This is a genomic window from Micromonospora sp. BL1 (genome assembly GCF_003667485.1).
In the GTDB taxonomy this organism is placed as follows: Bacteria; Actinomycetota; Actinomycetes; order Mycobacteriales; family Micromonosporaceae; genus Micromonospora; species Micromonospora tulbaghiae.
In genome coordinates, this window is sequence record NZ_RCVK01000229.1 from 51130 (window position 1) to 74658 (window position 23529).

The following is a 23529-nucleotide window of genomic DNA, read 5'->3' on the forward strand; positions in this document are numbered from 1 at the left end:
AGCTGGCCCTACTGCGCCTGCGCGAGCCAGCTTTCTATGGCAGCGAAGTCGTCTTCGGTCAGGCCACGACGGGGATCGACCCGATGCAGCAGGGCCGGGCCACGGTGATGAATCGATATCCACTGCTGATCGGCGTGGGAGATCTCGTCGTCGACCCAGACGAAGGGGCGTCCCTGCGCCCACTCGACCAGCCCACGGGTCTTCCAGTGCAGGGCACCCATCTCGTCGGAGTCGGGCCAGTCCACGACCGGCAGGGTCGGTAGCCCGAGCAGCGGCGCGAGTGCGTCGTTTGCGTCGCTCATCCAGGTCGTCGCCCACACCAGATCACAGGGCAGGGACTCCAGCCGGCGGCCGTGTTCTGGATTGACCTTGTGCAGCAGGGGATGGGCGTCGGCCGGTAGGGCCGGTGCGGGGGTGTGGCCATGCGGCATGCCCGGCTGAGCCGCCGTGGGTGTGCCGATCGGGATGAGGGTGCCGTCCACGTCGAGGAACAGCAACGGACGCGGTGCAGGGGCGGACATGACCCAGAGGCTAGCCCCCACCCCGCCAACAGCTACCTCCGCGCACTTGCCCCAAGGCCATTCTTTTCGCTGCTGCTCCCGGCGGCGGCAGTCCGGCGCCGCTGACCCCGACCGCGGCAGGGGCGGTGCCGGGATGCCTCTCACCGGCCCTTTCCGCTTCGCCGGCGCTGCGGTGCCCCCTACGCCATCAGCACCACATCCACACCTCAACCAAGGAGTTCACGTGCTTTCGTCGACACCTTCAATGACTGCCGTAGGCATTGGCAGTGACGAGTTCCGGCTTGATCCCCGTTCGGGGGTTGGGCTTGGCGTCAGCGTTGACGTCAGTCTTCAGCCGGACCCCCGAACCGACCCCCTGTTTCCTCTCACACCGCAGGTAAGCCCGCCTGTCAGCGCCGTCGGCTTGTCCTGCGACAGACCCTGCCTGCTCTCGGGTCTCTCCCCTGGGGCCGGCATTCCCTACCCGGAAAGGAGGTGGTAGCCGGTGGATGATCCGGTCCTTCGGGTCCAGTCCCAGCTGACCAGCCGTGACCGTGTGCTGCTGGGCTGGTTGTACGACCACGGCGTGCTCACGTCGTTCCAACTCGCGGCCGCCCTGTTCCCGTCCCTCGATTTCTGCCAGCGGCGGCTGCGCACCCTGTACCGGCTGCGGTTGGTGGCCCGGTTCCGGCCACAGCGGGCCGACGGCGGCTCGTACCCGTACCACTACGTCATCGACCAACTCGGCGCCGAGGTCGTCGCCGCCAGTCGGGACGAACGCCCACCCCGGCGGGACCACGCCCGGGTGGAGCGGCGGCGCTGGACCTCGACCCGCAGCCTCACCCACCGCCTCGGGGTGAACGGCTTCTTCACCGACCTGGCCGGGCACGCCCGTACCCATCCGGGCACCGGGCTGGTGGAGTGGTTGCCGGAGGTGGTGTGCCAGCGCGCCGGGACGTTCACCAGCCGGCAGGATCCGGGGCTGGTGCGGGCGTATCAGCCGAGGGTTCGCCCGGACGGCTACGGCCGGTGGGTCGAGAACGGTGTCGAGGTGCCGTTCTTCGTCGAGTACGACACCGGCGCCGAGCAGCTGTCGATCCTCGCCGCCAAGGTCGACGGCTACCAGGAACTGTTCGCCACGATCGGACGAATGTGGCCGGTGCTGTTCTGGCTGCCCTCGGCCGCCCGCGAGCGCAACCTACGCCGCGTGCTAGCCGACGTGCCGCTGATGGTGCCGATTGCCACCGGGGCCCGCGACCACGCCGCGACGACGGGCCTCGGCCCGGCAGGGGCGGTGTGGGCCGTGGCGGGCGGGGAAGGGCAGCGGCTGCGGCTGGCCGATCTGGCCGGGTACGCCGTTGACGCCTCCGGTCTGGCGGGTGAGGCCGCGTGATCGGCGACGGCACGACGGCCGTGGACAGTACCTCCGCAGCGGAGCGGACAGCAACGGCCGGCGTCTGTCACGGATCTGTCGTGAGCAGCGCGGTCGGCGCTGACAGCTCCGTGAGAGCACCAGCCGTCCGCTCCCGCAGCGACGGACCACTTCTCGGTGCAGCGTCCGCGTCGGGCGGTCCGCGACCGGTGTCCGGTCCCCGTCCCGACTGTTGTCCGAAGCCGGCTCGGTCCGCCATCCGGTCCCGCCTCCTGCGACTGACGGACGGACCGGAAACCCTGTCCCGGGTCGGGGAGGTGATGGGCCACGACAGCATCGATCCCTGACCCGGACACCAGTCCGCGCGGCAGCCGCGTCGAGGGCGCCGTCCAGGTCGTCATCATGCTGGCCATCGGCGGCGCAGCCGGAGCGGCCAGCTTCACCCACGTCCACAACGTAGCCGCCGCCCACGGCCAACCCGGCTGGCTGGCCTGGGCCGACGCGATCGTCCTGGAACTGATGTCCATCGCCTCCGGCCTGGAACTGCGCCGCCGCAAACGCGCCCACACCTCCACCGTCTTCCCAGCCACCGTGCTGGCCTGCGCCGTCACCCTGTCCCTGGCAGCGCAGGTCGTCGAGGCCGAACCCTCGATCATCGGCTGGGTCGCCGCCGCCGTACCCGCGCTCGGATTCCTCGTCATGGTCAAAATCGCCCTCGGCCGGACCAGCACCGCCACGCCCGCCAACACCGCCGGGACGGTTGAGGACGGCCGACGGGATGAGGCCGGGCCGACCGTTCCGGACAACGGACCGGACGAGACGGTACGGTCCGCTCTCGCGGCGGGGGAGCGGTCCAGCACCCGGACCGTCCGCTCACCGGATGCTCGTCGCCGACAAGGCGGACGGGAACGGCGGAGAGCGGACCGGGGACCGTCCCCGCAGCCGTCCCGCGCGGTGGCCGAGCTGCTGCCAGCGGCGCGAAAGGTCCGGGACCGGCTCGCCGCTGACGGGCAGGCACTGACCCGGGCGGCACTCGCCGAAGCCCTCCGCGCAGCAGGTCACACCGTGTCCAACACCCGAATATCCGAACTCCTCAAGACCCTCAAGGTCGAGTCGTCGGCACCACCCGAGCTGATCGCGAGCCCGGCCGTGCCGACCAACCCGACGCCACCGCCTCTGTCACCGGAGCGGCGCAACGGTGGAGGAGCAGCCACCCCTGCCCCGGTCGACCCCGACGCGGCTACCCCGCTCCTACTGCACAGCCATCCATCTCACCGCCAGGAGAAGCCTGATCATGAACAGCCCCACGAATCACGCTGACCAGACCACCCGCACCACGACCGACAACCCCACCGCACCCAGCGTCGGGGAGGTGTGGACGATCGAGCGCATCCGTGCCCTCGGCGTCACCACCACCCTCACCACCACCGCATCCGTGCTCGGGATCAGCCGATCCCAGGCGTACCGGCTCGCCGCCACCGACCAGTTCCCCATACCGCTGATCCGGGCCGGCAGCCGCATCATCGTCCCGGTCGCCGCCCTGCTCCACCTCCTCCAACCCGACCCCGACGCCACCGGCGGCGGGCGACTTGAAGCCGACGCGAAGGTGAGCGTGGATGCGATAACCCTGCCACCAGCGGATTCCACCCGACACCGCTGGCGGCACCACCGAGAGCATCCAGGAGACGATGAGTGAAGGGATCCACCTTCAAACGCTGCGGCTGCCGCGACAGCATCACGGGCCGGCGACTGGGACGCTCCTGTCCCCAGCTTCGCCGGCCCGGCGGCGGCTGGTCCCGCACCCACGGCCACTGGCACTGGCAGATCGAAATCCCCGCCCGCGCCGACGGCACCCGCCGCCCACTCCGACACGGCCCCTACCCCACCCAAGCCGACGCCGACGCCGTCCTCGACCGCATCCGGGCCACGCTCGCCGTCCCCGACCACACCGACCCGCACACCACCGTCACCACCGGCGACCTCATCGAAACCGCCGTCAAAACCGGCGCGCCCATCCCCACTCCGGACCAGGTTCGGCGGGCGCTGCACCTGGACATCACCCCCACCGAGCTGCCCACCATGCAGGCGTACCTGACCGACTGGCTCGCCGGACGCAAGAACATTAAGACCGGCACCCGGCGCTCCTACGAAGGACACATCCGGCTGTACCTGATCCCGCACCTCGGCCACCTACGCATCGACCGGCTCCGCCCCGGCCACATCGACGCCATGTACGACGCCATCGCCGAACGCAACACCACCATCGCCACCCTGCGCGTCAGCCGCGACCCCACCAAACGCGACCAAGTCAAGAACCAGCGGATCGTCGGCCCCAGAACCCTGCACGTCATCCACGCCACCCTGCGCAAGGCCCTCAACGACGCGATGCGCCGCCACCGCTACATCGACACCAACCCCGCCCTCATGGTCGAACTACCGACCGCCCGACCACCCAAGCCCACCATCTGGACCGACCAACGCGTCAAAACCTGGCGCGACACCGGCAAGACCCCCAGCCCCGTCATGATCTGGACCCCCGAACACACCGGCAGATTCCTCGACCACACCCACGACGCCAACGACCGCCTCTACGCCCTCTACCACCTCATCACCTTCACCGGCCTCCGCCGAGGCGAAGCATGCGGCCTGCACTGGGACGACCTCGACGCCCACACCCTCACCGTCCGCTGGCAACTCGTCCAACACGGCTGGGCCACCACCATCGACACCCCCAAAACCACCGACAGCGAGGCCGCGGTCGCTCTCGACACCGAGACCGTCACGGTGCTACGCGCCCACCGCACCCGGCAACACCGCGAACGCCTCGCCGCGGGTGCTGCCTGGACCACCACCGGGCTCGTGTTCACTACGCCCAGCGGTGGTCGGCTCCACCCTGCCGACGTCACCGACCACTTCCACCACCTCGCCACCCAAGCCGGACTACCACCCATCCGGCTCCACGACCTCCGCCACGGCGCCGCCACCATGGGCCTCGCCGCCGGCGTCCAGATGAAGATCATCTCCAATCGGCTCCGCCACTCCAGCCCACACTTCACCGCCAAGTGCTACGGAGACGTCCTACCCGAGCTATCCCACGCCGCCGCGGAAGCCACTGCATCGGTCGTCCCGCGCCAGCGTGGCTCGATAAGGCCGGCTTAGACCCGGAGGCGCCACCCGTCGTCGGCAGTGGCGGCCAGCCGGTACCTCGCTGTGCTGGCCGCAGCTGCGTTGGTGATCGGAGCTAATCCACGGCCCGGCTATGTCTGAACGAACCGTGTCGGCTCCTGCAGGACAGCGGTTGCGCCACCGAGGTCGGCGAGGCGAGACGCTAACGTCGCCAGCGCGAGCCGCTCCGGCAACGCTTCGCTGAACTTGAGTCCGTCAAGAGCCTTCTTGTTGATTTCGGGCAGGCACAGACGCTGATCAGCGTCGGCGATGAGTGTCCGCCATTCTTCCCGAGAGAGATTCGCCCGTAAGCGGACCTGGCAGTCATCGAAGCGTTGCACCGGGTCGACAACCTCCGTCAACGTGGACGCCAAGGTGGCGTTCGCGCGGAAACCGGCCCAGGTCCACCACCGCAGGTCATCGCCGTGCCGATCGCGAAGGATCACGCTGCCACCCGGATGCACCATCGCGGATCGCTCTTCCCGCTCCTGGGCGAGGCGCTTGGCTGCTCGGTGAGTGAGCTTTACCGGGGGGTCGACGCCGAGAAGTACCTCACGCATGGCGCGGGTCAGCTCAAATCCGAGGCCTGCCCAACCCCCGGTCGTCCAGCGAGCCTTTCCGCCGCTCTCGGCGGGTTCGACAAAGCAGCGCCGGCGCCGCCAGTCGATGTAGGTGACCCGCCAACTTCGTCCGTTGAGGAGCAATCGGCGGTCGCCCTGCACCTCCTCGGTGAGCAGGGCCGGGTCGACGCGACCCAGCTCATCGCGGCCCACTAGGACGGTGAACTCGGGCGCTCCGACGAACACCGCCGTCATGCCCATGAAGTGCCGATGCCCGAAGCGCCGTTCGGACTCCGGGCCGATGTAAAGCATGTCGCTGTCGCTGTCGAGGTAGCCCTGATCGACCAAGTGGCGAACGATCGGGATGGCGGCGCGTCCGAAGGGGTCGAGACCGTTCCACCACCGCGACCAGTTCCGATCTCCCACTCGGTGCTCCTGCAGGCAGAGTGCGAGCATCTGCTGGGCGACGATGTGCTGTGGTTCGGGTGGGGCGACGACTGGTTCGACCCATCCGCGGCCCCAGAGCACGAGCAGGGCCGCCGCCTCCAGCAGGGCGTCGCCGCTGCGGGTGAGGAAGAGGCAGTTGCGGATGTTGCCTGGCCGGCGACCCGTGCGCCCGAGTCGTTGCAGGAATGACGCAACGGTCGAGGGGGCGTCGATTTGAACGACGCGGTCGAGGTCGCCGACGTCGATGCCCAGCTCGAGTGTGCTGGTCGAGATGATGACGCAGTCGCGTGCCTCGGCGAATGCCTCTTCCGAGCGTCTTCTTTCGTCGGCGGACAGCGAGGCGTGCGACAGGAACGTGGTGATGCCGCGCTCCCGTAGGAGACTGCCGAGCTGTTCTACGGCCTGCCGGGATTCGCAGAAGACCAGCCGTTTTTCACCGAAGTGTAGCCCTGCGAGCACAGTCGCAGCATTTTGTAGGGATCCGACGAAGTCGAGTTCGATCTCGCCCGGCGGAGGTGTCGCCCCAGTCGCTGTCGCGGCGACCGGCAGGTCAGGAGCGATGACGCGTCCGGCCCGAACACCCGCGCCGGAGCCCTGCAGCCAGGTCAGCAGGCGATCCGGATTGCCGACGGTTGCCGAGAGCCCGATCCGCTGAACGGGATGACCGATCAGGTGGGTCAAGCGTTCAAGGACGGCGAGGAGGTGCCAGCCGCGGTCGTCGCCGGCGAAGGCGTGCACCTCGTCGACGACCACGGCGCGTAGTCCGGCGAAGAACGCCCGATGGTCGACGTTGCGGCTGACCAGCATCGATTCTAGCGATTCCGGCGTGGTCAGGAGCACGTCCGGGCGGGCGGCCAGGATGGCCCGCCGCCGTGGCGCGGTGACGTCACCGTGCCAGAGCGCAGCTCGCCGTCCCAGCCAGTCGGCGTAGCGTTCCCAGCGCGGCAGCAAGTTGTTGAGCAGGGCCTTGAGCGGGCAAAGGTAGAGCACCGACGTTCCGGACCAGCTCTCGGCGGACATCCGAGACAACAGCGGAAAAGCTGCGGCTTCGGTCTTGCCTCCGGCGGTCGGGGCGAGAAGCAGGGCGTCCTCACCGGCCAGTAGTGGCTCCGCAGCGGCTTCCTGCAGCGGACGCAGGCCCGGCCATTGCAGGGAGTTGACGATGTGGTGCAGCAGCACAGGATGCAGCAGGCCGGCGGTGGTCACAGGTCCAGTGCGATGTCGTCGGCGCTCGCGGCGTTGCGCTCCACGTCGGTCATCTCCGCTGCCGACATTGTCGCCGCATAGTGCCGCCTGGGATCGAAGTCGGGGAACTGGTCGACCCGGTCGAGGACATCGCCCACCAGCTTCTTCAGGTACAGGCGTGGCACGATGCCGACTTTTCCGCCCAGGCCACCGGCAACGGCGCGGGCCAGTTGGTCAAGGTACGTGTCGTCGACCAGAGTCCGTATCCGGCCGGGTGCGGGTGACCCGTTGGAGTAGAGGTCCCGGACGCGGCCGCCCAGCTCGACCAGGGATTCGATGGTGAAGCCGGGCAGGCGGATCTGCACGGCCCTGGGGTTGTCGAATCTCGGATCCGTGCCGAAGTCGACGGCGAGCCGTTGTGCCAGCGGGGCGAGGCGCTGCACACCCTGCTGCCCGTCGTAGAAGGCCGGCGTGCCGGTGATGACGAGATACAGCCCGGGGAAGCGGCCGGAGTGCACCTCGTCGATCAGTTGCCGCAGCGCGTTGAGTGCTTTGTCCCGGACATCGCCGCGGACCCGTTGCAGCGTCTCGACCTCGTCGAGGACGAGAACCAGTCCCGGATGGCCGGCGTCCCGTAGGACGGTGAGCAGCCCTTGGAGGAAGGCCATGGCGCCGAAATGGTCGAGCTCGCCCCGAATACCGGCGGCTCGTTTCGCCGCCACCGCGACCTGCGGTTGTCCGGCCATCCACGCGGCCAGCCCGTCGGCGATGACGGTGTCGCCGGCGCTCAACGCCGCCCGGTAGCCGCGTAACGCCAGTGCAAAGAGGGGGGAGTGCTTGCTGACCTGGGCGAGGCGCTGTTCGAGGAGCCGATCCACGGCCGCGCCCACGTCAGCCTCGGCGGCGGGATCAGCTTGGAGCGCATCGGCTTCCAGCGTGAACAGCCACGAGTCGAGAACGGCGCGGAACGCACTGGGTGGTATTGACGCCGTCCGCATGGACTCAGTGATGCGCCGGTACACGGTCTCCAGCCGGTGCAACGGCGTCTCAGTCTCGGAGATTTGCACCTCGGCTGCGGCAAAGCCGTGCCGAATAGCCCGCTCGGCTAGGTGTCGCGTGAAAAAGGTCTTGCCGGCGCCGTACTCGCCCCGTACCGCCTTGAACATGGCGCCACCGGAGCTGACCGTGTCGAGCTCACCGTCGAGGGCGGCGGAAAATCGGTCGAGACCGACCGCGAGCAGGTCGAGACCGCTCTCCGGGACGGTTCCACGGCGAAGCGCGTCGATCACTTCGCGCCGGCGTCGCTGGGAGACGTCCGGCGTCACGAGGGCACCTCGAACTGCTCGGTCAGGAGTTTGACGTCGAGCATGACCGTGCCGGTCGCCGGTTCGGCGGCCAGGACGGCGTACCCCTCAACGTTGAGTAGTTGCTGGACCTGCGTCAGCGCACCCCGCAGCCTCGTCTGGGCGACGCCGAGGGCTTGGGCGGCGGGGATGGGCGGCAGCCGGTTGGCTGTCGCGCCGGCCAGCGCGTCGATGATTCCGGCGATCTGATCGTCGGTGACAATGAGGCGGCCGGCGATCTTCCGCTGTGCCCTGTAGACGGGGCTGGCCACAACGGCACGGCCAAGCGTCGTCCTCGGTTGCTTGGTGACCTCCGGAGCCTGGTCGAACAGGTTCTGCTCAAACGGCGCCTGATCGAACAGGGTCGGGCCGGTCTGGCGCCACCCTTGGTTCTTGGTGGTCGCGGCCTTCGGCGCGGGTGAGACGGTGGGTGTCCGCGAAACGGCCGGGGAGGTGAGCCACCACGTGGGCTCCTGCGGCGGAAGCAACTCCAGACCGGCCTTGTTGCGGGATTCATCCGGTACGAGGACGGCGACCGGCACGACCACCTCTGCCGCGCTCGCTCCCCCGTGGTAGCCAGCCTTCAGCGGGCCGTACCGGAGTGTCTCGTCGACGGCGAGGACGGCTCGGTGGCCGTCTGTCAGCACGCGAGGGCCGCTGACCTCGATCTCGTCTTCCTGGACGGGAGCGGTGGCCGGGCGAGAACGAGCACTGGAAATCTGAGGGTGCGATCGCTGGGTGCCTTGACGGCGTTCGACGATGTGACCGTGATCGGCGGTCACGACGACGGTCCGCCCTGCGGCGGCCGCCCGAGCGAGCAGCGGTTCGAGGTGTTTGACGGCATCGGCGGTCCAGACCGTGCCCGCGGGGTCACTGCGGTCGAGCGCGTCGTCGATCGTATTGAGGACGACGGTCACCAGCGGCAGCTCGATGTCGTCGATGGCGCCGCCCACATCCGGGCTGACCGACCAGCCTGCTGCGGTAGTGTCCACCGCCTTTTTGTGGAAGAGCCGCGCGAGGATCTTCCCGCCCTTGGAGGTCACCTCGGCGTAGCCGTGCTGTTCTTCGGATTGCTGCCCGCGGGTGAGGCGGCCGGAGAGCAGGGATGCGCGACTCACCTCGGTTATCGACGGCAACACCGCGAGCGCCGCCGTCCTTCGCAGCGAACCGGCACCAGGTAGCGCGGCCTCAAGCCAGCCGAGCCGCCCAGTCGCGTCGGACAGGATCTCGGTGGCGACGGCTGCGCTCATGCCGTCGAGGACCAGCAGTAGTACGGGTGCCTTGCGGGCGAGCGGAATGACGCAGCCCGGCAGCAACTGTTCTAGGTACCAGACGGTTTCCGAGCCGGCTGGCAAACCGCGGCCGGCAGGGGTGGGCGCCGAGGCGAGCGCCCGCGCGAAGTGGCGTTCCTGTGCGCGACGTCGCTGCTGCGCGGCGGTGACGACGGCGTGCAGCGCACCGGACAGGGTCGGATCATCCACCCCGCCGAACGCGTCGTTGATCGCCGCGTCGGCCCATGCTGCGCTGTCCAGATATCGGCGGGCGAGGAGGCCAAGCTCGGGAGTGTCCGCGGGGGTACCGGGCGCGGAATCGATCTCGGTAAGCCATCGGACCAGCCGCACCGCAGCCTCGAAGGGGCCCCGGAACGGCGTGGTCGCGGCGAGCCGGTGGGCCCGCACCGCTGCCCAGGCTTTCTCGACGGTGTCCGTGTCGCCGGCGCGGCCGGGCGCCGTGACGGCCCTGCGCAGGCCGTCGGCAAGCGCGACGAAGCGCGCCCGCAATCCGCCGGCGAGGAGTTCAGAGTGGCGGGCCAGCGGCTCGGCCTGGATCTGGGTGAGGATCGCGTCGGCCCGGTCCAGGCAGCGAGCGACGTCGTCGTCGGCGCGCCGGTCGTGAATCAGGTCGGACAGCAGCGCGTCCGCGGCTTGCCCGAGGGCGGCCAATGCGGCCAGCGTAGGGCTGTAATCGCCCCACCGCGGTTCGAGCCGGACCAGAGCCAGTTGAGCCTGATGCGTCGTTGGCGGTTCGTACCGGTCGTTGGTCAGCAGCCGCAGAACCAAGCCGAGCGGTACCACGTCGGCGAGTTCCCCGCGGGACAGCAGCGCCCGTATCGGGCCTGCCGCCGAGCCCGCACGCTGGGCGATCCAGTCGAGTGTGGTGTCGGCAAGTAGGTCCCCGACGCTACGGCGCAGAGCGCCGAGGGAGGCGACGCTCTGCGCGGCGATCGACCAGCGGAGGACGCCGAGGACATCGGCGGTATCCGTGTCGAAGTCGAGGTGGATGGCGGCAACTGCACCAAGCGCATGGGTACGGGTGAGAACGCCGGCCGGCGCGGCTGGCCAGCCTGCGGCCGGGGTGGCGGCCACCAACGCCGTGGCCAGCTCCCGGTTGTCCGGGCGGCTGGTCAACGCGGGGTCGATGCCGGCGGCCGCGAACCGGGCCCGGACCGCCTCCCACGGATCCGGTCTGCGCAGCCGCTGCCAGACGAAATGGGCTAGGATGCCGGGTCCGAGATCGTCGTCATCACGGTCGGTAACGATCACCAGCCAGTCGCCGTCGCGGTGCTCGCCGAGCATCTCTCGTACCGCCAGTGCGGACTCGGCCACCCGGACCCGAACGGTCTGGCCCTGGTGTTGCAGGTCGACGGAGGTGGCCCGATCAGGGACGCCGCGGAGGCCGATGACGCCGGTACGGTAGTTCTTGGCCAAGGCTTCGTCGATGATGGCGAGCACCATCGATGCGCTCACCCGCGTCGTGGCCACGGCGACGGTCACGGCAGCACTCGCCACGTCACCTCGACAGTGACGTCGGGGTTGGCGTCCAGGAACTTCCGCACCTGATTCACGATCTCGCTGTTGCCTGCTCCGCCCGCACGACTGGAACTGCCGGCCGTGGGATCCGACACAACGGGTGGCTTTGGCTTGGGCTTGGGATCCGCCGAGGGCGCAGCTTTCGCCAGCCAGCTGAAGATTCCGTCCTCGCAAGCTGCGAGCGCGCGTCCGATCGGCATCGGCAGCTCGTCCTGCTCCAGCGCTGACCGAAGGCCGTTGACGACAGCGGCGGCGTCCGCTGCGCGGCTGTCCTCCCCCTTCATTGCCTCACGCAGCGGGTCCAGCCGGTGCCAGGGGAATCCCGTGAGCGCTTTCCCGACCGTCTCCGCCGAAGCCAGCGACTTGCCTGCCGCGACCGGTGTGGCATCGCCGAGGTTTGCCTTCGCCAGCACCTGAACGAGCTTGACGCCGTCGAGGTGTCGCAATTGCTGCACCAGCGCGGACCCAGCTTGAGCGGTCCTCAGCCGGTTACCGTCCGCGATCTCTAGGCGCCGGTACGCCGCCTCGATTGCTGCCACCAACCCGGGCGCCGTCTTCGACAGTTCCGCCGCCTTGACGGCGACCTGCCCGACGAAATCGGCCACAGCCGGCGCTGTGAGATACGCCCCGGCCACAACGCCCAGCATCGCGCCAGCCACGGTTCGCGCCGACTCCCAATCATCGGCCGACGGCAACTCCTGGGTGCGCAGCTCCATCACCGGGGTGAGCGAGCCCGGCTCCGGTACGACCGGCAGAGCCGTTTCCTGCTGGAACCAGGCCCGCTGCCGCAGCGCCGCCCACGCGATGATGACCAGGTCGGCAACCTCGTCCCTCAACCCGTGGGCGGGCGAGACGTCCCGGATCCAGCGCCGTAGCTCCGCGACGGTCACCGGCCCGTCGGCCGGCTTGCCCTGTTCCTGCGCGCGCCGGCCCAGTGCTCGTTCGATCTCCTGGCCCCATGGGGTGAACCGATCGTCACCGAGCAGGTAGTGCATCTCCGTAGCCTTGCCGACGCCGAGCGGCTCCGCGATCCGTCGTACCACGGCGGCGTCGGCCTGAAGCTCGACGCGTTTCTCGCTGTCCGCCGCGCTCTGTGCGACGTACCGAGCAACGGCTTTGAGGTCGCGGACTTTGACCTCGACGTCGCCTGGCTCGAACAGCGGATGCGCGGGGTAGAGGGCCTTGAACGCCTGGTCGAGCAGATTGTGGAAGGCCTGACCGAGCGTGGCGCCGACCGGATTGGCCGGGGCGAAGCGCCGCTCGAAGGAGAACAGGGTCCGCTCGTGTGACGCGTCCTCGAGGAGGACGCCCGGGCGTGGCGACGCGGCGCCATACGCCTGCTGCACTGCGTCCTCGAGGCTGCGACGCAGCGTATTGCGCTGGGACTCCAGGATGGACCGGGCCAGGGCACGGTCAGCCTCGTTGAGGTGGTCGGCGTGGCCCTGCCAGCGCTCGGTGCTGCCGTCGAGCAGCCAGTTGAGGATGACAAGGCGTCGCAACTCGCGAATCTTGTCATCCGACAGGAACCGCGGCAGCCAAACCACTGTCCGCTCCTGCACGCCCCGGGCCACCATTTCGTCCAGCCGTTGTAGGTCCTCGACTGTGGAGTGGCCAGGGTCGTCGAACGGGTGGTCGATGACGATGCGCCAGGTGTCCGGAGCGGCACGGAAGTGGTCGTCAGACAGCCAGCTACGGTCGCGGACGTTACCGAAGAGCACGTCGACCTTGCGCTTCGAGCCACGCCAGACGAAGTCGTACGGATATGCGCCCTGCAGATCCTGGGAGGCCAGCGTGACGCCCAGGCTTTGGCTGACCAGGTCCTTCAGCAGCTCCCGGCGCCGACCCTCGTTGTCCTCGGCCTTGGCGCGCTCCACAATCGACTCGTAGTCGACGTCGGACAGCTGCACCCGGATCGTCGGGTTGCGGTCGTCACCGTCGAGGTGGATCTCCGGGATGTCCCGGGCCCAGGTACGCACCTTGGACAGCACGACAGCTGCCTCACCACCCGGCAGCGGCGACACGATGGAACCATGGTTGAGCGACGCGAGCCGGGCCGCGGTCAGCGCCATCAGAGCCGGGACCTTCGGGGCGACGGCCGACAGCAGGAGGGTCTTGGCCAGCCGGTCGTCGGTCCGGAATCCGGGCGGAACCTTTTCCGGCTCTTCCCGCAGAGTCCGCTCGTCGATGCCGTGGATCCCGAGCAGCAAGGGCCGCAGCTTGTCCGTGTAGAGCTTGTTGGCCGACCGGAAGAGAGCAGCCGCCTCCGCGTCCAATGCCTGCCCGGTCTGCCCCTGGACCACGAGGTCGAAGGAGTCGCCGACCGGAATGATCTGGTCGATGGTCAGGGTCTCGCGCCGGTCGACGAGCATCTGCTGCATGACCTTGAGCGCGGTCCGCTCGCGCTGCATGACACTGGCGAGGCTGCGCAAGGTCGACACCAGGGCCGGAGAGAACGGGTAGGTGAGGCGGAACGCCTTCTCATCGGAGCCCCGATGCCGTTCATCGGTGTTCACGCCGTCGAGCAGCACGTCCCACACCGCCGGCCGGCGGTCGATCGCACCGAACGCGCCCTCTAGCACGGCGGCAGCATCAGCGTCCTTGGGCTGCAGGAGGCGGCGATTGGCCACGTATGGCAGGTTGTCGTCGCCGAGCGGGATGACACCGAACCGGCCTTCCTGGTGGCGGAAGGCGCGGTCGAGCGCGTCCTGCTCCGCGCCGCTGGCGCCCGAGTCGGCGAACCAGCGCCGCAGGTCCATCTGCCGGGCCACAAAGGAGATGAGCGGGATCGGACGACCGCCGATGGATGACTCGACCAGCTTGGTGAGCTTCTGCGATTCGCGGCGGAAGAACTCCCGGTCCTGCACCGAGAACGCCAGCCACAGAACCAGCTCGTCGAGGAAGAGAACCACGGCGTCGTAGCCGAGACTCTTGGCGTGCGTCGAGATCGCCGCCAGGCCGGTGTCCAGGTCGACGTACTCCGCCTGCTGCGTGTAGGAGCGGAAGTACGTTTCGACCAGGGCCGAAACCAGCTTCTGCCGGCTGGGGCTCGCGGCCGAGGCCGCACGAGCCTCGGCGTAGCGAACAGCATCCCACTCCCCCGCGCCCAGCACAGCAGCCCAGGGATCGGCCGCGCCGCCGCCCTCGCCCCCTGCTTCGCCGTTGAGGCCGGCGAAGAACTGCTGGTCGCCGAGCTGGGCCCGGTAACGTTCAGCGTCTTCGAGAAGAGCATCAGACTTGTGTACGGCGGGCAACGGCGCACCGGGGCGGCGCTCGGCGATCTGGCGGATGTAACCCTGGAAGAGGGCCTCCTCCATTGTCCGTGCCCCGAGCATGTGGAAGGCGAGCGGCAGGATCTTCCGGTCAGCCAGGACCGGATCGTGGCGCGCCACAACGGGCTGAAGCTCAGCCTTGGAGCGGGCGGCCGGCTCGTGTTGAAGGAGGGCATGCAGCACGGCCATGAAGTGCGACTTACCCGAACCGAACGAGCCGGTGAGGAACGAGCCGCGGCTCGTGCCGGAGGTGATTCCCTCGGCCACCAGGCCCATAGCCGCGTCGAATGCCTCGACCAGCGCATCGGTGACGACGTATTCGTCGAGCGTGCGCTGGACTGCGTTGTGCCCGACCGAGTCGGTCAGACGCAGGACGTAGTCCTCCGCGCCGGCACGCTCGGGAATGGTGATGACGTCGCGGAGCGGGGTACTCACGCCTTCTCCTCAAGCTGCATCGTCATGGCTGTCACGACCTCGGTCGGCGTCCTCGGCTGGCGGCCGGCGGCCTCCAGGCACCAAGCTGCTCGACCGTCATGCCCACCTGGTGAGCGCGACCGCGCAGTTGCTCCTCCAGGTAGTCGGCCAGGTTGAGCTGGTAGGTGGGGTCAGTTTCGTCGTGCCACTGCCGCACCCAGGGCTGGAGCTCTGCGAGGCCGGCGACCAGGGGGACAAGCTTATCGTCAGCCCAGCCTTCGGCCTCCCGCTCGGCGATGACCGCGTTCAGGGCGAGGGCCTGCTGAGCGTGGTCCCAGCCGGCCCAGCCGAGCAACTGGGTGGAGTCGGTCTCGCGGCCGGCGTCCGAGTAGAGGATGAAACGCTCCTTGGGCACGTCAAGCTTGCCCCGGTGTTGCCACCACGACTGCTTCCGGAAGTCCGCTGTCGTGTACTTCGGCGGCACCGGAATCTCGCCGACTTTCTCGCCCTTGTCTTCACGGCGTTGCAGATCCCAGGTGTGCTCCCAAGCTTCACGCTTGCGAAGTCCCGAATCCTTCAGCCGGTACGCGGCCAGGAAGGGTACGCTCTCCGTGTCCAGCAGCGTGGCGAGTTGCTGGGTGACCGACCGATCCTTGCGGCCGTCCCAGAGCTGCAGGACCGAGACGAGGTCAGCGTCGCGGGTCACAGTATCGGCAAGTTGAGCGACCGACCGAGCGGCTGGCCGTCCCTGGGCATCGAACCAATATGAGCGCGCTTCCAGGCGGTCGAGCAGCCATGTCCGCAACGCCTTCTCGATCCGCTTCTCCCACGGATCAGTGGCCCATCGGCGCTTGTACTCGGGGCGCTCGAGTAGGTTGATGAACTTGTTCGACTCAATCAGCTCAAGCCGCCGCTGCACGATGTCCCGATACCCTTGCGGCCAATGTGATGGAACGTTTGTAACGGGTGTAGACCTATGGCGCGCGAACCAGGCAGGCGACTCGTTGCTGGAAGCCGTCCTTCGCGCTAAGGCAATCTCGAACGCTCGCTCACCCAATTGGATGCCGGGGATGCCATCAATCGGGAAGGTGAGACTGCGATCCACCAACCCGTATGAATAGTAGACTTCCCAGTCAAGTTCCTCTTGTGCAAGAATCATTGAAGCGCGCAGTCTTGAAATGTCTGTTTCGAGTCTGTTGAGGATTTCCTCTGAGGGGGTTTCTGCGCCAACCGCAAACGCTGATTCGAAACGGCTTGAAATCTCGCGCGCGGCTTCGTCGAGTGCGCGGCCCGGGTGAACCGGGATATTGTGTGGGAGTGGAAAATCTCTGAGAGTAGTACCTGTAAACTCGTAGAAGTTCTCCCACGGGGAGAGTGTTTGCCGGGCACCCTGCGTATCGACAGTGCTGCCCTTATTGTGGCTGTTTTGCTTAAGCCAAAAGCAAGCCGTTGAGGAGTTCAGCACTACGAGCAGTCTAAGATGATCCTCCTCCGTCGCCCCCTTCGGTAACTTGATCACCGGGGCCCAACGGTTGTAAAGGCGACCGCCCCGGCCCAAGACAAAATGATTGTGTGTCGCGAGGCCCGACCAGGATATCGCCAGCTCTCCAGCAAACCTGTCCCGGAAGAACATCGAGTATTCATACCAGTTGAGCCCCCGCTCCAGTTGCGTCTTGCCGTAGGCCACGCGGCTAGACAATTCCGTGCGAGAAACCCAAAGCAACCGTTGAATAGCTGGCTCAGTTTCGGCGTCTAGAGTATCTAGACTGTACGGCCACAAGGCGGCTACACCTGGGAGAAAGGTCCAGTCGCGTACGTCGTCACCATCCACCAATGGCATGACATGGTTGACCGATACACCCGCACGCAGCAAAGCTTCACGTCCAAGGAGATACATATCATCGGCTCTGGTAACTACGCTGCTACCGATATCAGCCAACACAGCTTGCAGCCGTCGGCTCTCAGGCAGATCGATCGCAGCAAGAAGTTTGTCCGCTCCGCCTCCTGCAAGACTCCACGGATGGGTCAACAGCGCTTTCCGTGGTAGCTTAGTTACAGTTATGTAGCCATCGTCGTCGTACTCCTCTTGATCGATGTTGTCGACAATGGATTTCCAGACCACGCCTTGGGCTGGGTCGGCTGGCTGTCCAGGCTCGCCTTGAACGCCGAGGGCTGCTTTTACTGTATCTGCAATGGGGGACTGTGGACGCCCCACGAGGATTACCGTGGGGGTTCCGTGTCCCGGGATGTAGGCGCCTGATGAATCGACGATGAGTCTCAAGTCTTGCTTAGCTAGAAAATTCTCGATTAGTCGAGACCCAAACTCACGCTTCATGAAGGAGTTGGACGTGATCTGACCAACCCAGCCTGCGGGTCGGCCACCTATAGCCGGTTTAGCCAGTTGGAAGAAGCGCTCCATGAACGGGACTGTCAGTGCATACGCGCCCTTGCAAGTCGGGTAAAGCTCGCGGTAGGCGGCGTTGAGCTTCCCATCCTTCACCGTCTTGTACGGCGGATTGCCAACCACGACGTCATACTTGCCTGGTTCCAGGATTGACCGCAGGGCCGCGAGGTTTTCCGTTGCGTAGGCGAAACCGCTGAGTCCTGAGTCATAGTCCTCCATGCCGGGCAAGTCCAACGCCAACTGCGGGCGTCCATGCAGCAGCGAGTCGCCGGCGGCAAGGTTGAGTTCAAAGGAAGGCGCGTTTTCCAAGGAGGTGAGGCTTGCCGTCTCGAGCGCCGCAACGATAAGACGGAAGCGTGCAATGGCGACGGCGAAGGGGTTGAGGTCTACGCCATGGATGGCGTCGAGAGCCCTCTGCACCCGTGCCTGTACTTCCAATCCCGGCGCATAGGCCGCCCAGCGATCGTTGAGCCGTGCGAAGGCGCCAAGGAGGAAGTGGCCCGATCCACACGTGGGGTCGATGAGGTTGAAGCCTTCGAGTGGCCGCTCAGCGAGTGACGGCTCCATCGTTTGATCGAGGATAAACTCCTCGACAAACTCCGGCGTCTGAAGGAGGGCGAAGGTACTTTTGGCGTAATCAGATAGGTCTTGGTAAAGGTCCCCGAGAAACCGGGTCGACAGATCCTGATCAGCGAGATCCCAAATGAGGTCACCGTCGGCAGTGCGTTCGCGCCAGAACGCAACAAGGCGCTTGGCGGCTTTACCCGACGGAGAGACCGTCCAGAGCGGCGAGTGCGACTCGACTAGATCCCGCGTTGCCTTCGTACTCCGCAGGTATTCAATCGCCTGGAGCAGCCACTCCCGATCGGTGTCTTCCGGATGGGCGCGAAAGTAGGCAAGCTCCGCGTCCAGCGCCTCCTGCCGGCGGTCGGCTGGGCCGGCGATCCAGACCGGCTTGAGTAGGCGGTTGTCCTCGCAGAACCGTACGAAAACCGTGGTCAGTACCCACGCGACCGCGGCCTGCGTCACCCGGTCGTCGCGCCATTCCTGCCACGACATAGCCGTCCGTTCGCGGCTGACCGCGTCACGCCATTCGGCTTCCCACGCCTGGAGCACTTCCGGCTGCGAGGCGACGCGGTCGCGAAGGTCGTCCTCCAGATCGAGGACGACCTTCTTGAGCGCTGCCGTCAACCCCGTTGAGACCGCCATTGCTACTGCTCCTTCTCGGCGGCTGCGCTCAGGGCAGCCGTGCTGTCGATCCACTCGTTGTCGAGGTTGACGAACTGGTTGGGTGCGGCCAGCGGAACCGGCCGGCCGTCAATCACAGGACCGTGGTTGCCGTTGAGCTGCGGCACGAGCAGCCAGACTGCACGGCGGCGCGGAGCGGCTAGGTCGGTCCAGCGGGTGAGCAGCGCCATGTTGCCGTAGCGGGCGAGCGGCGACGCGTCCGTGAGCAGCACGGGCGAGTCGTCACGTCCCGCGGACAACGCCCGCTCGACGGTGGCCTCGACTTCGGGCCAGGATCGGCGGATCAGCTCCTCCAGACCGCGACGGGGACGGCTCGACTCCCGTTCGGCGTCGGCGGCGCGCACCAGATCCCAAGGCATGTTGGCGGCCGCGGACACCGCACGCAGCGCGTCAAGCAACGCGCCGGTCAGGTCCACCGTCGTCGCCCCGTACCGCGCCTGGACGGCGTCGATCAGACGGCCCAGGCGATCGGCGCGGGTGCCGAGCGCGAGGAACGACCGGCTGCCGATCGAGGTCTCCAACCGGGCGCCCAACGCACCCGTGGCACCCACTGGGGAGGTGGTCACCGCGAGACTTGTCGCTGACCGGGAATCCAGCCCGGTTGTCGCGGCACCGGTGTCCAGGGCCCGGTAGACCCGAAGCCGGTCGTCGAAGATCAGGCCGAGACCAGCCTCCGTGATCAGGCTGTCGAGCGTCGGCCGCCGCGGCAGCTCCGGCGCGGCGGGGAACCGAACCCGTACGCGTTCGCGGATCTCGTCCGGGGTGAGCTGCTGCCCGCCGAAGTCCGCGAACGTCTGGGCCAGGGCCGCGGCCGCGGTGAAGCCGCGATGGTGCAGATCTCCGGCACCTGAGGCAGCCGCGTGGGTCGATGCGGCGGCGGCCAGAGTCACCCGGCGCAGCGGGTCGGCGAGGGCCGCCGGCCATCCGCTCTCGGCCGGGACAGCCGCTTCGAGGCGGGCCTGCGCGCGTTGCGCGGGGATGACAGCGTTCGCGGCGTCGCTGGCCGCGTTGACGAGACGGTCCGCCTCCGAGGCGAGCGACTCGGCGACATCGCACAGCGCCTGGTCCTCGGCCAGCAACGTGACCACTCCCGCACGCCGGCGTACCCAGACGGGTGGCTGCGAGCCGTCGGCCTTGTTCATCGCCTTGCGGCGTTCCAGCGCGAAACGCAGCAGACCACGAGCCAGTCGCTCATCGGGATGGGCCTCAGGCGCGAGCGCTTCTGTCACCGTACGGGTCAACTCGGCGACCGTCGCGACCGAGCCGAGTTCGGTGAGACGGGCCGAGACCGCCTCGGCCAACCGGTCGAGAAGCGCTCGGGCGTCGTGATCCCCGGCCCACCGCTCTTGCAGGGTTCCGAGCAGCGTCGTGATCCGCGACTGCTGGACCGGTTCGTCGAGGTTGGCCCCGAGCTGAGCGTGCGTCGCGAAGGCGTCGAGCGTCGTGTCGATCCCCAGGATCAGGCGGACGACTCCACCGCGTGACGGTGAGCGCGGCGTGGCGACAACGCTCAGCAGAAGATCTGCAGCTGCCGTGGGAGTGAGCTCCGGACCGCTTCGTTCCGCCGCGCGGATCTCGGAGCCGAGCCGGGCGCGCCATTCCTTGATGCGCGAGGTGAGCTGCAGGCGGGTCGCGTTCTTGACGCCCTGAAGGCGGGACAGCTGTACCGGGTCGACGGTCAGCAGCTCGCCGACCGTCTGGACGGCATAGGGTTCCAGCGCAGACAGGGCGCGGGCGGTCAGCCCGGAGTCGCGCAGCGGCGTGGTCAGGGTCGCCCGAGCTGCCAGCTCGTCGTAGGACTCGTCGGGCTCGGTCGTGGCGTCCTTCGCGAAGATCCTCAGCCATGCGGCCCGCATTGCCTCGGCGGTGTGATGCCGGGCGCCGGCATCGCGGGCCAGCGCCTTACGGAAGAAGTCGATCAAGTCACCGGCGAGCGTGGCGTCGAACATCTCCGGCCTGATGGTCGCCTCATCCGGAATGCTTCCCGGGTCGCCCTCGCCGTCCCCGTAGACCGGCGTGCTGCCGGTCGCCATCTCGAAGAGAACCACCGCGGCGGCATATCGTTCCGCTGCCGAGTCGTACCGGTCCCGCGTGCCGATGAGGAACGGGTCGAGGTACGGCGGGGTGCCGGCCTGCGTAGCGGAGGCTGCAGCGCGGGTCAGGGAGAAGTCAAAAAGAATCAGATGCTTGGTGCGGTCACCGCGGCTTTCCCGCACGCCCAGGTTGGACGGCTTGATGTCCCGGTGGTCGATCCCGGCCTTGTCCAGCGCGACGAGGCAGTCCAGCAGGTCCGTCCCGTACCGCTCCAGCAGGTCAAATGACAGGCGGCTGCGCGTCCGCAGCGCGGTGGTGAGAGTCTCCGGCCCGGCACTTTCGAGCAGGAGGGCTCGCCGGCCGCCGACGACGATCGGTCCTTCGAGAACTTTCACGATCCGCGGGACGTCGAGGCGCCGCAGCGCCTCCGCCTCATCGTCGAGACGGGTCGCGGCGGTGTCGTCGAGAGCCACTTTGAGGACACACTCGCCGTTGCCCTCGACGTGCAGATCCTGCACGAGTAGACCCACCGCGGTCGAGCCCTGCCCGAGGCGCCGAACTAGCCGGAACCTTCCGTCGAGGACCGCGCCGGGTGCCGCCTCGAGCGGATCGGTCTCCTCACTCGTCGCGGCGTCGCGCTCGGCTGCGGCGAGCTGTGACAGGAACGCTGCGACGTCGGCTGTCCGCCGACTGGGAGCCGGGTCTGTTGCTTTGAGGACGAGTGATCGCAGGGTCGACGGGACCTGAGGCAGCTCGATCGCCAGGTCGAGGCCGTGCTGGTCGCGCAGGCGCTGCCTGAGAGCGCTTCGGTTGGGCGCCGGCGGTCTCCCGGTGATCAGGTAGAAGGCGAGGGTGCCCAACCCGAACACATCGAGCCGGATACGGTCGGCGTCTGCGCTCCATACCCCTTCCGGAGCGCTGAACACCTCGGCCGTTCCTGATCCGTGGTCGGCGAGGGCGGCGTCGACCAGGGAGGTCACGCCGCGGACCGAAGAATGGGTGGCCGCGGCGCCCTGGACGCTGCCGGCGCCCTGCCAGTCACCGACCCGCACCTTGACGTCGTTCTGGGTGCCGGGAACCGGACGCACCCAGACCGCCGGTGGGATCAGCCCGCGGTGCACGACCCGGTTGTTGTGGGCGTACTGCAGTGCCTCGCCGATCTGGCGGATCATCGACAACTGCGTCGCCAGTGGCACACCCTGATCCTGGCCGGCTAGCCATAGGTCAAGGCGCTGCCATTGCTGGTCGTAGGGGTAGACCAGCCCGATGCCGAGCTCCGACTCGACCAGGTCGCGCGGGCGCAGCAGCCCGTCGTGCTGCAGCCGCGACATGATCCGGAACTCGTGCTCCGCGATCCGTCGGGCCGACGCCCGCTCTTGCTGACCCGCCGTGGGTGGCAGGACCCGGAACCGGATCCGGGCACGGTCCTGCTGGACCACCCGGTGGTAGGCGAGCCAGTCCTGCCAGCCCTCGTCCGAGTCGATGGCCTGGTCCTCGATGACCCAGGACCCTGCCTCACGCTCCCGGCGTTGCACGAGGCCGATGCGTTCGAGCAGCTTGACCAGGATGTGTTCCTGGTTCGGTCCGATCGCCCGCCGCCCCGCGGGTTCGAGCACCAGTTCAGAAATCTCGGTGAGGTTGCTCTCGGTCCTACGGCCATCCAGGCCGTAGAGGTTGATCGCGCTGGACGGGCCAAGAGCGCAACGCAGATCGGGATGGTGCAGGAAGACTGCCTCCTGCACGAACGGGATGACGTCTCGCTCGTCGGGAATCTGGACGTTCTGCTCCTGCGCCCATAAGCGCAGCTCGTCCTTCAGCTTGCTCGCGAAAAACTGCGCCTTGCGCCTCGCCAGCTTGAGCGGGGAATCCTCCGGCCTCCGGCCATCGCGAGCCCAGCGCTGGTCATCGCCGCGAAGGGTGCCGGAGTAGTACTTCAGCTCGATGAGGTGCAGTTGCCTACGGCCGAGCAGGAGCAGGTCTACCTCGTGCCATCGACCCCGCGAGTCGCGGAACTCGAAGTTCGACCAGGCCCGAAACGGCGTCTCGTCGGGCATGATCGCGCGGACCAGCGCCAGCCCTTCAGCCTCGTGCGGGAACTGTGAGGGCGAGACCTCGATCCACCGGTCTTGCCCAGTCTCTGCCACTGTTCACCCTCCGCGCCGCGCTTGGCCGTCCCCGAACCTACCGCCCCCGGGCCGCAGGAGCATATCCCGTGGTAGCGGAGGACACTGTCTCCGCTCAGCAGGGTGTCGCCCTCGGCCTGGAGACCGGCTGGAGTAGGTGTCGGTGCACAGCATGTTCCCCGCTAGCGAAGCGAGGGTGTTGGTCACGCCGAGGTAGGCCAGCCGGGGCAGGAAACCCCGTCATCGTCGTCCAGATGCCTGATCAAGATCGCCGTCGCGTCGGCCGAGCGAGTACGAGTTACCGCGTATTCATGACGGTGATCAAAAGGGTAGGCAGCCTGAGCGAGTATTTCGGTCACCCAACTGAGGCCTACCAACGAGCGCCGCTGGGCCAGGACCCAGCGGCGCTCGTGTGCGGCTCATCGGCTAGGCATCCAGAGTCTCAGGGCCGGCTCGGCGACGAGGTGAGGAACGCCGCTATCGCGAGCAGGAGGAGCACGGTGCCGGTGAAGCTGGCGGCTCCGGTGAAGATCCCGGCGACCGGATCTTTCGAGCTCATCCCTGTCAGCAGCCCGGCGGCCGCGCCCACCATGAGGCCGAAGATGATGATCACCGCGAGCCAGAGGGGGCGCGTCGGAGGAGTCATTGCCGATCC

Annotated in this window: 12 protein-coding genes; 4 read left to right on the plus strand and 8 right to left on the minus strand. The window is 67.8% G+C overall.

Annotated features, from left to right (window positions below; all coding sequences use genetic code 11):
* Positions 1–8: 8 nt before the first annotated feature.
* Positions 9–521, minus strand: coding sequence for an HAD domain-containing protein (locus EAD96_RS14305; protein ID WP_121684632.1), 513 nt, complete (start codon positions 519–521; stop codon positions 9–11).
* Positions 522–1005: 484 nt separating this feature from the next.
* Here EAD96_RS14305 and EAD96_RS14310 point away from each other — a divergent pair, with 484 nt between their 5' ends.
* From EAD96_RS14310 to EAD96_RS14325, 4 genes are all read left to right on the plus strand, one after another.
* Entirely contained in the window at positions 1006–1893 is an 888-nt protein-coding gene (locus tag EAD96_RS14310) for a replication-relaxation family protein (RefSeq protein WP_121684603.1), read from the plus strand.
* Positions 1894–2274: 381 nt separating this feature from the next.
* On the plus strand, positions 2275–3192 hold the full coding sequence (locus EAD96_RS14315; protein WP_121684604.1) for a DUF2637 domain-containing protein: 918 nt from the start codon (positions 2275–2277) through the stop codon (positions 3190–3192).
* The gene (locus EAD96_RS14320; protein ID WP_121684605.1) at positions 3167–3568 is read left to right on the plus strand and encodes a hypothetical protein; all 402 of its coding nucleotides are present in this window, start codon (positions 3167–3169) and stop codon (positions 3566–3568) included. Before EAD96_RS14315 ends, EAD96_RS14320 begins: the two co-directional genes overlap by 26 nt.
* Positions 3565–5031, plus strand: a complete 1467-nt coding sequence (locus EAD96_RS14325; RefSeq protein WP_121684606.1) for a site-specific integrase — start codon at positions 3565–3567, stop codon at positions 5029–5031. Before EAD96_RS14320 ends, EAD96_RS14325 begins: the two co-directional genes overlap by 4 nt.
* Positions 5032–5129: 98 nt before the next feature.
* On the opposite strand, the gene EAD96_RS14330 is transcribed toward EAD96_RS14325, so the two are convergent.
* The 7 genes from EAD96_RS14330 to EAD96_RS14360 all read right to left on the minus strand — a co-directional run bounded on the left by EAD96_RS14330 (position 5130) and on the right by EAD96_RS14360 (position 23520).
* Positions 5130–7250: a DEAD/DEAH box helicase gene (locus EAD96_RS14330; RefSeq protein ID WP_233585759.1), complete on the minus strand. Its 2121-nt coding sequence runs from the start codon at positions 7248–7250 to the stop codon at positions 5130–5132.
* Positions 7247–8554, minus strand: coding sequence for a BREX system ATP-binding protein BrxD (brxD, locus tag EAD96_RS14335; RefSeq protein WP_121684607.1), 1308 nt, complete (start codon positions 8552–8554; stop codon positions 7247–7249). Before brxD ends, EAD96_RS14330 begins: the two co-directional genes overlap by 4 nt.
* Positions 8551–11346 carry a BREX-2 system phosphatase PglZ gene (gene pglZ / locus EAD96_RS14340; protein ID WP_147457877.1) on the minus strand — a complete coding sequence of 932 codons (2796 nt, stop codon included), beginning with the start codon at positions 11344–11346 and terminating at the stop codon, positions 8551–8553. The genes brxD and pglZ overlap by 4 nt, the downstream gene beginning before the upstream one ends.
* A complete protein-coding gene (locus tag EAD96_RS14345) occupies positions 11343–15086 on the minus strand; it encodes a phage resistance protein (protein WP_121684609.1) in 3744 nt (1247 codons plus the stop codon). Before EAD96_RS14345 ends, pglZ begins: the two co-directional genes overlap by 4 nt.
* A 31-nt stretch (positions 15087–15117) precedes the next feature.
* Positions 15118–18678 (minus strand): BREX-2 system adenine-specific DNA-methyltransferase PglX, encoded by a 3561-nt coding sequence (gene pglX / locus EAD96_RS14350; RefSeq protein ID WP_121684610.1) that lies wholly within the window; start codon positions 18676–18678, stop codon positions 15118–15120.
* Positions 18679–18680: 2 nt separating this feature from the next.
* A complete protein-coding gene (gene pglW, locus EAD96_RS14355; protein WP_121684611.1) occupies positions 18681–22895 on the minus strand; it encodes a BREX system serine/threonine kinase PglW in 4215 nt (1404 codons plus the stop codon).
* Positions 22896–23316: 421 nt separating this feature from the next.
* Positions 23317–23520 (minus strand): hypothetical protein, encoded by a 204-nt coding sequence (locus tag EAD96_RS14360; RefSeq protein WP_121684612.1) that lies wholly within the window; start codon positions 23518–23520, stop codon positions 23317–23319.
* Between the last annotated feature and the right edge of the window lie 9 nt (positions 23521–23529).

Excerpts from the sequence above, each read along its gene's own strand:
- EAD96_RS14315 (WP_121684604.1), top strand. The coding sequence starts at position 2,275 with ATGCTGGCCATCGGCGGCGCAGCCGGAGCGGCCAGCTTCACCCACGTC.
- EAD96_RS14320 (WP_121684605.1), top strand. The coding sequence starts at position 3,167 with ATGAACAGCCCCACGAATCACGCTGACCAGACCACCCGCACCACGACC.
- pglX (WP_121684610.1), bottom strand. The coding sequence starts at position 18,678 with ATGGCGGTCTCAACGGGGTTGACGGCAGCGCTCAAGAAGGTCGTCCTC.
- EAD96_RS14360 (WP_121684612.1), bottom strand. The coding sequence starts at position 23,520 with ATGACTCCTCCGACGCGCCCCCTCTGGCTCGCGGTGATCATCATCTTC.
- EAD96_RS14305 (WP_121684632.1), bottom strand. The coding sequence starts at position 521 with ATGTCCGCCCCTGCACCGCGTCCGTTGCTGTTCCTCGACGTGGACGGC.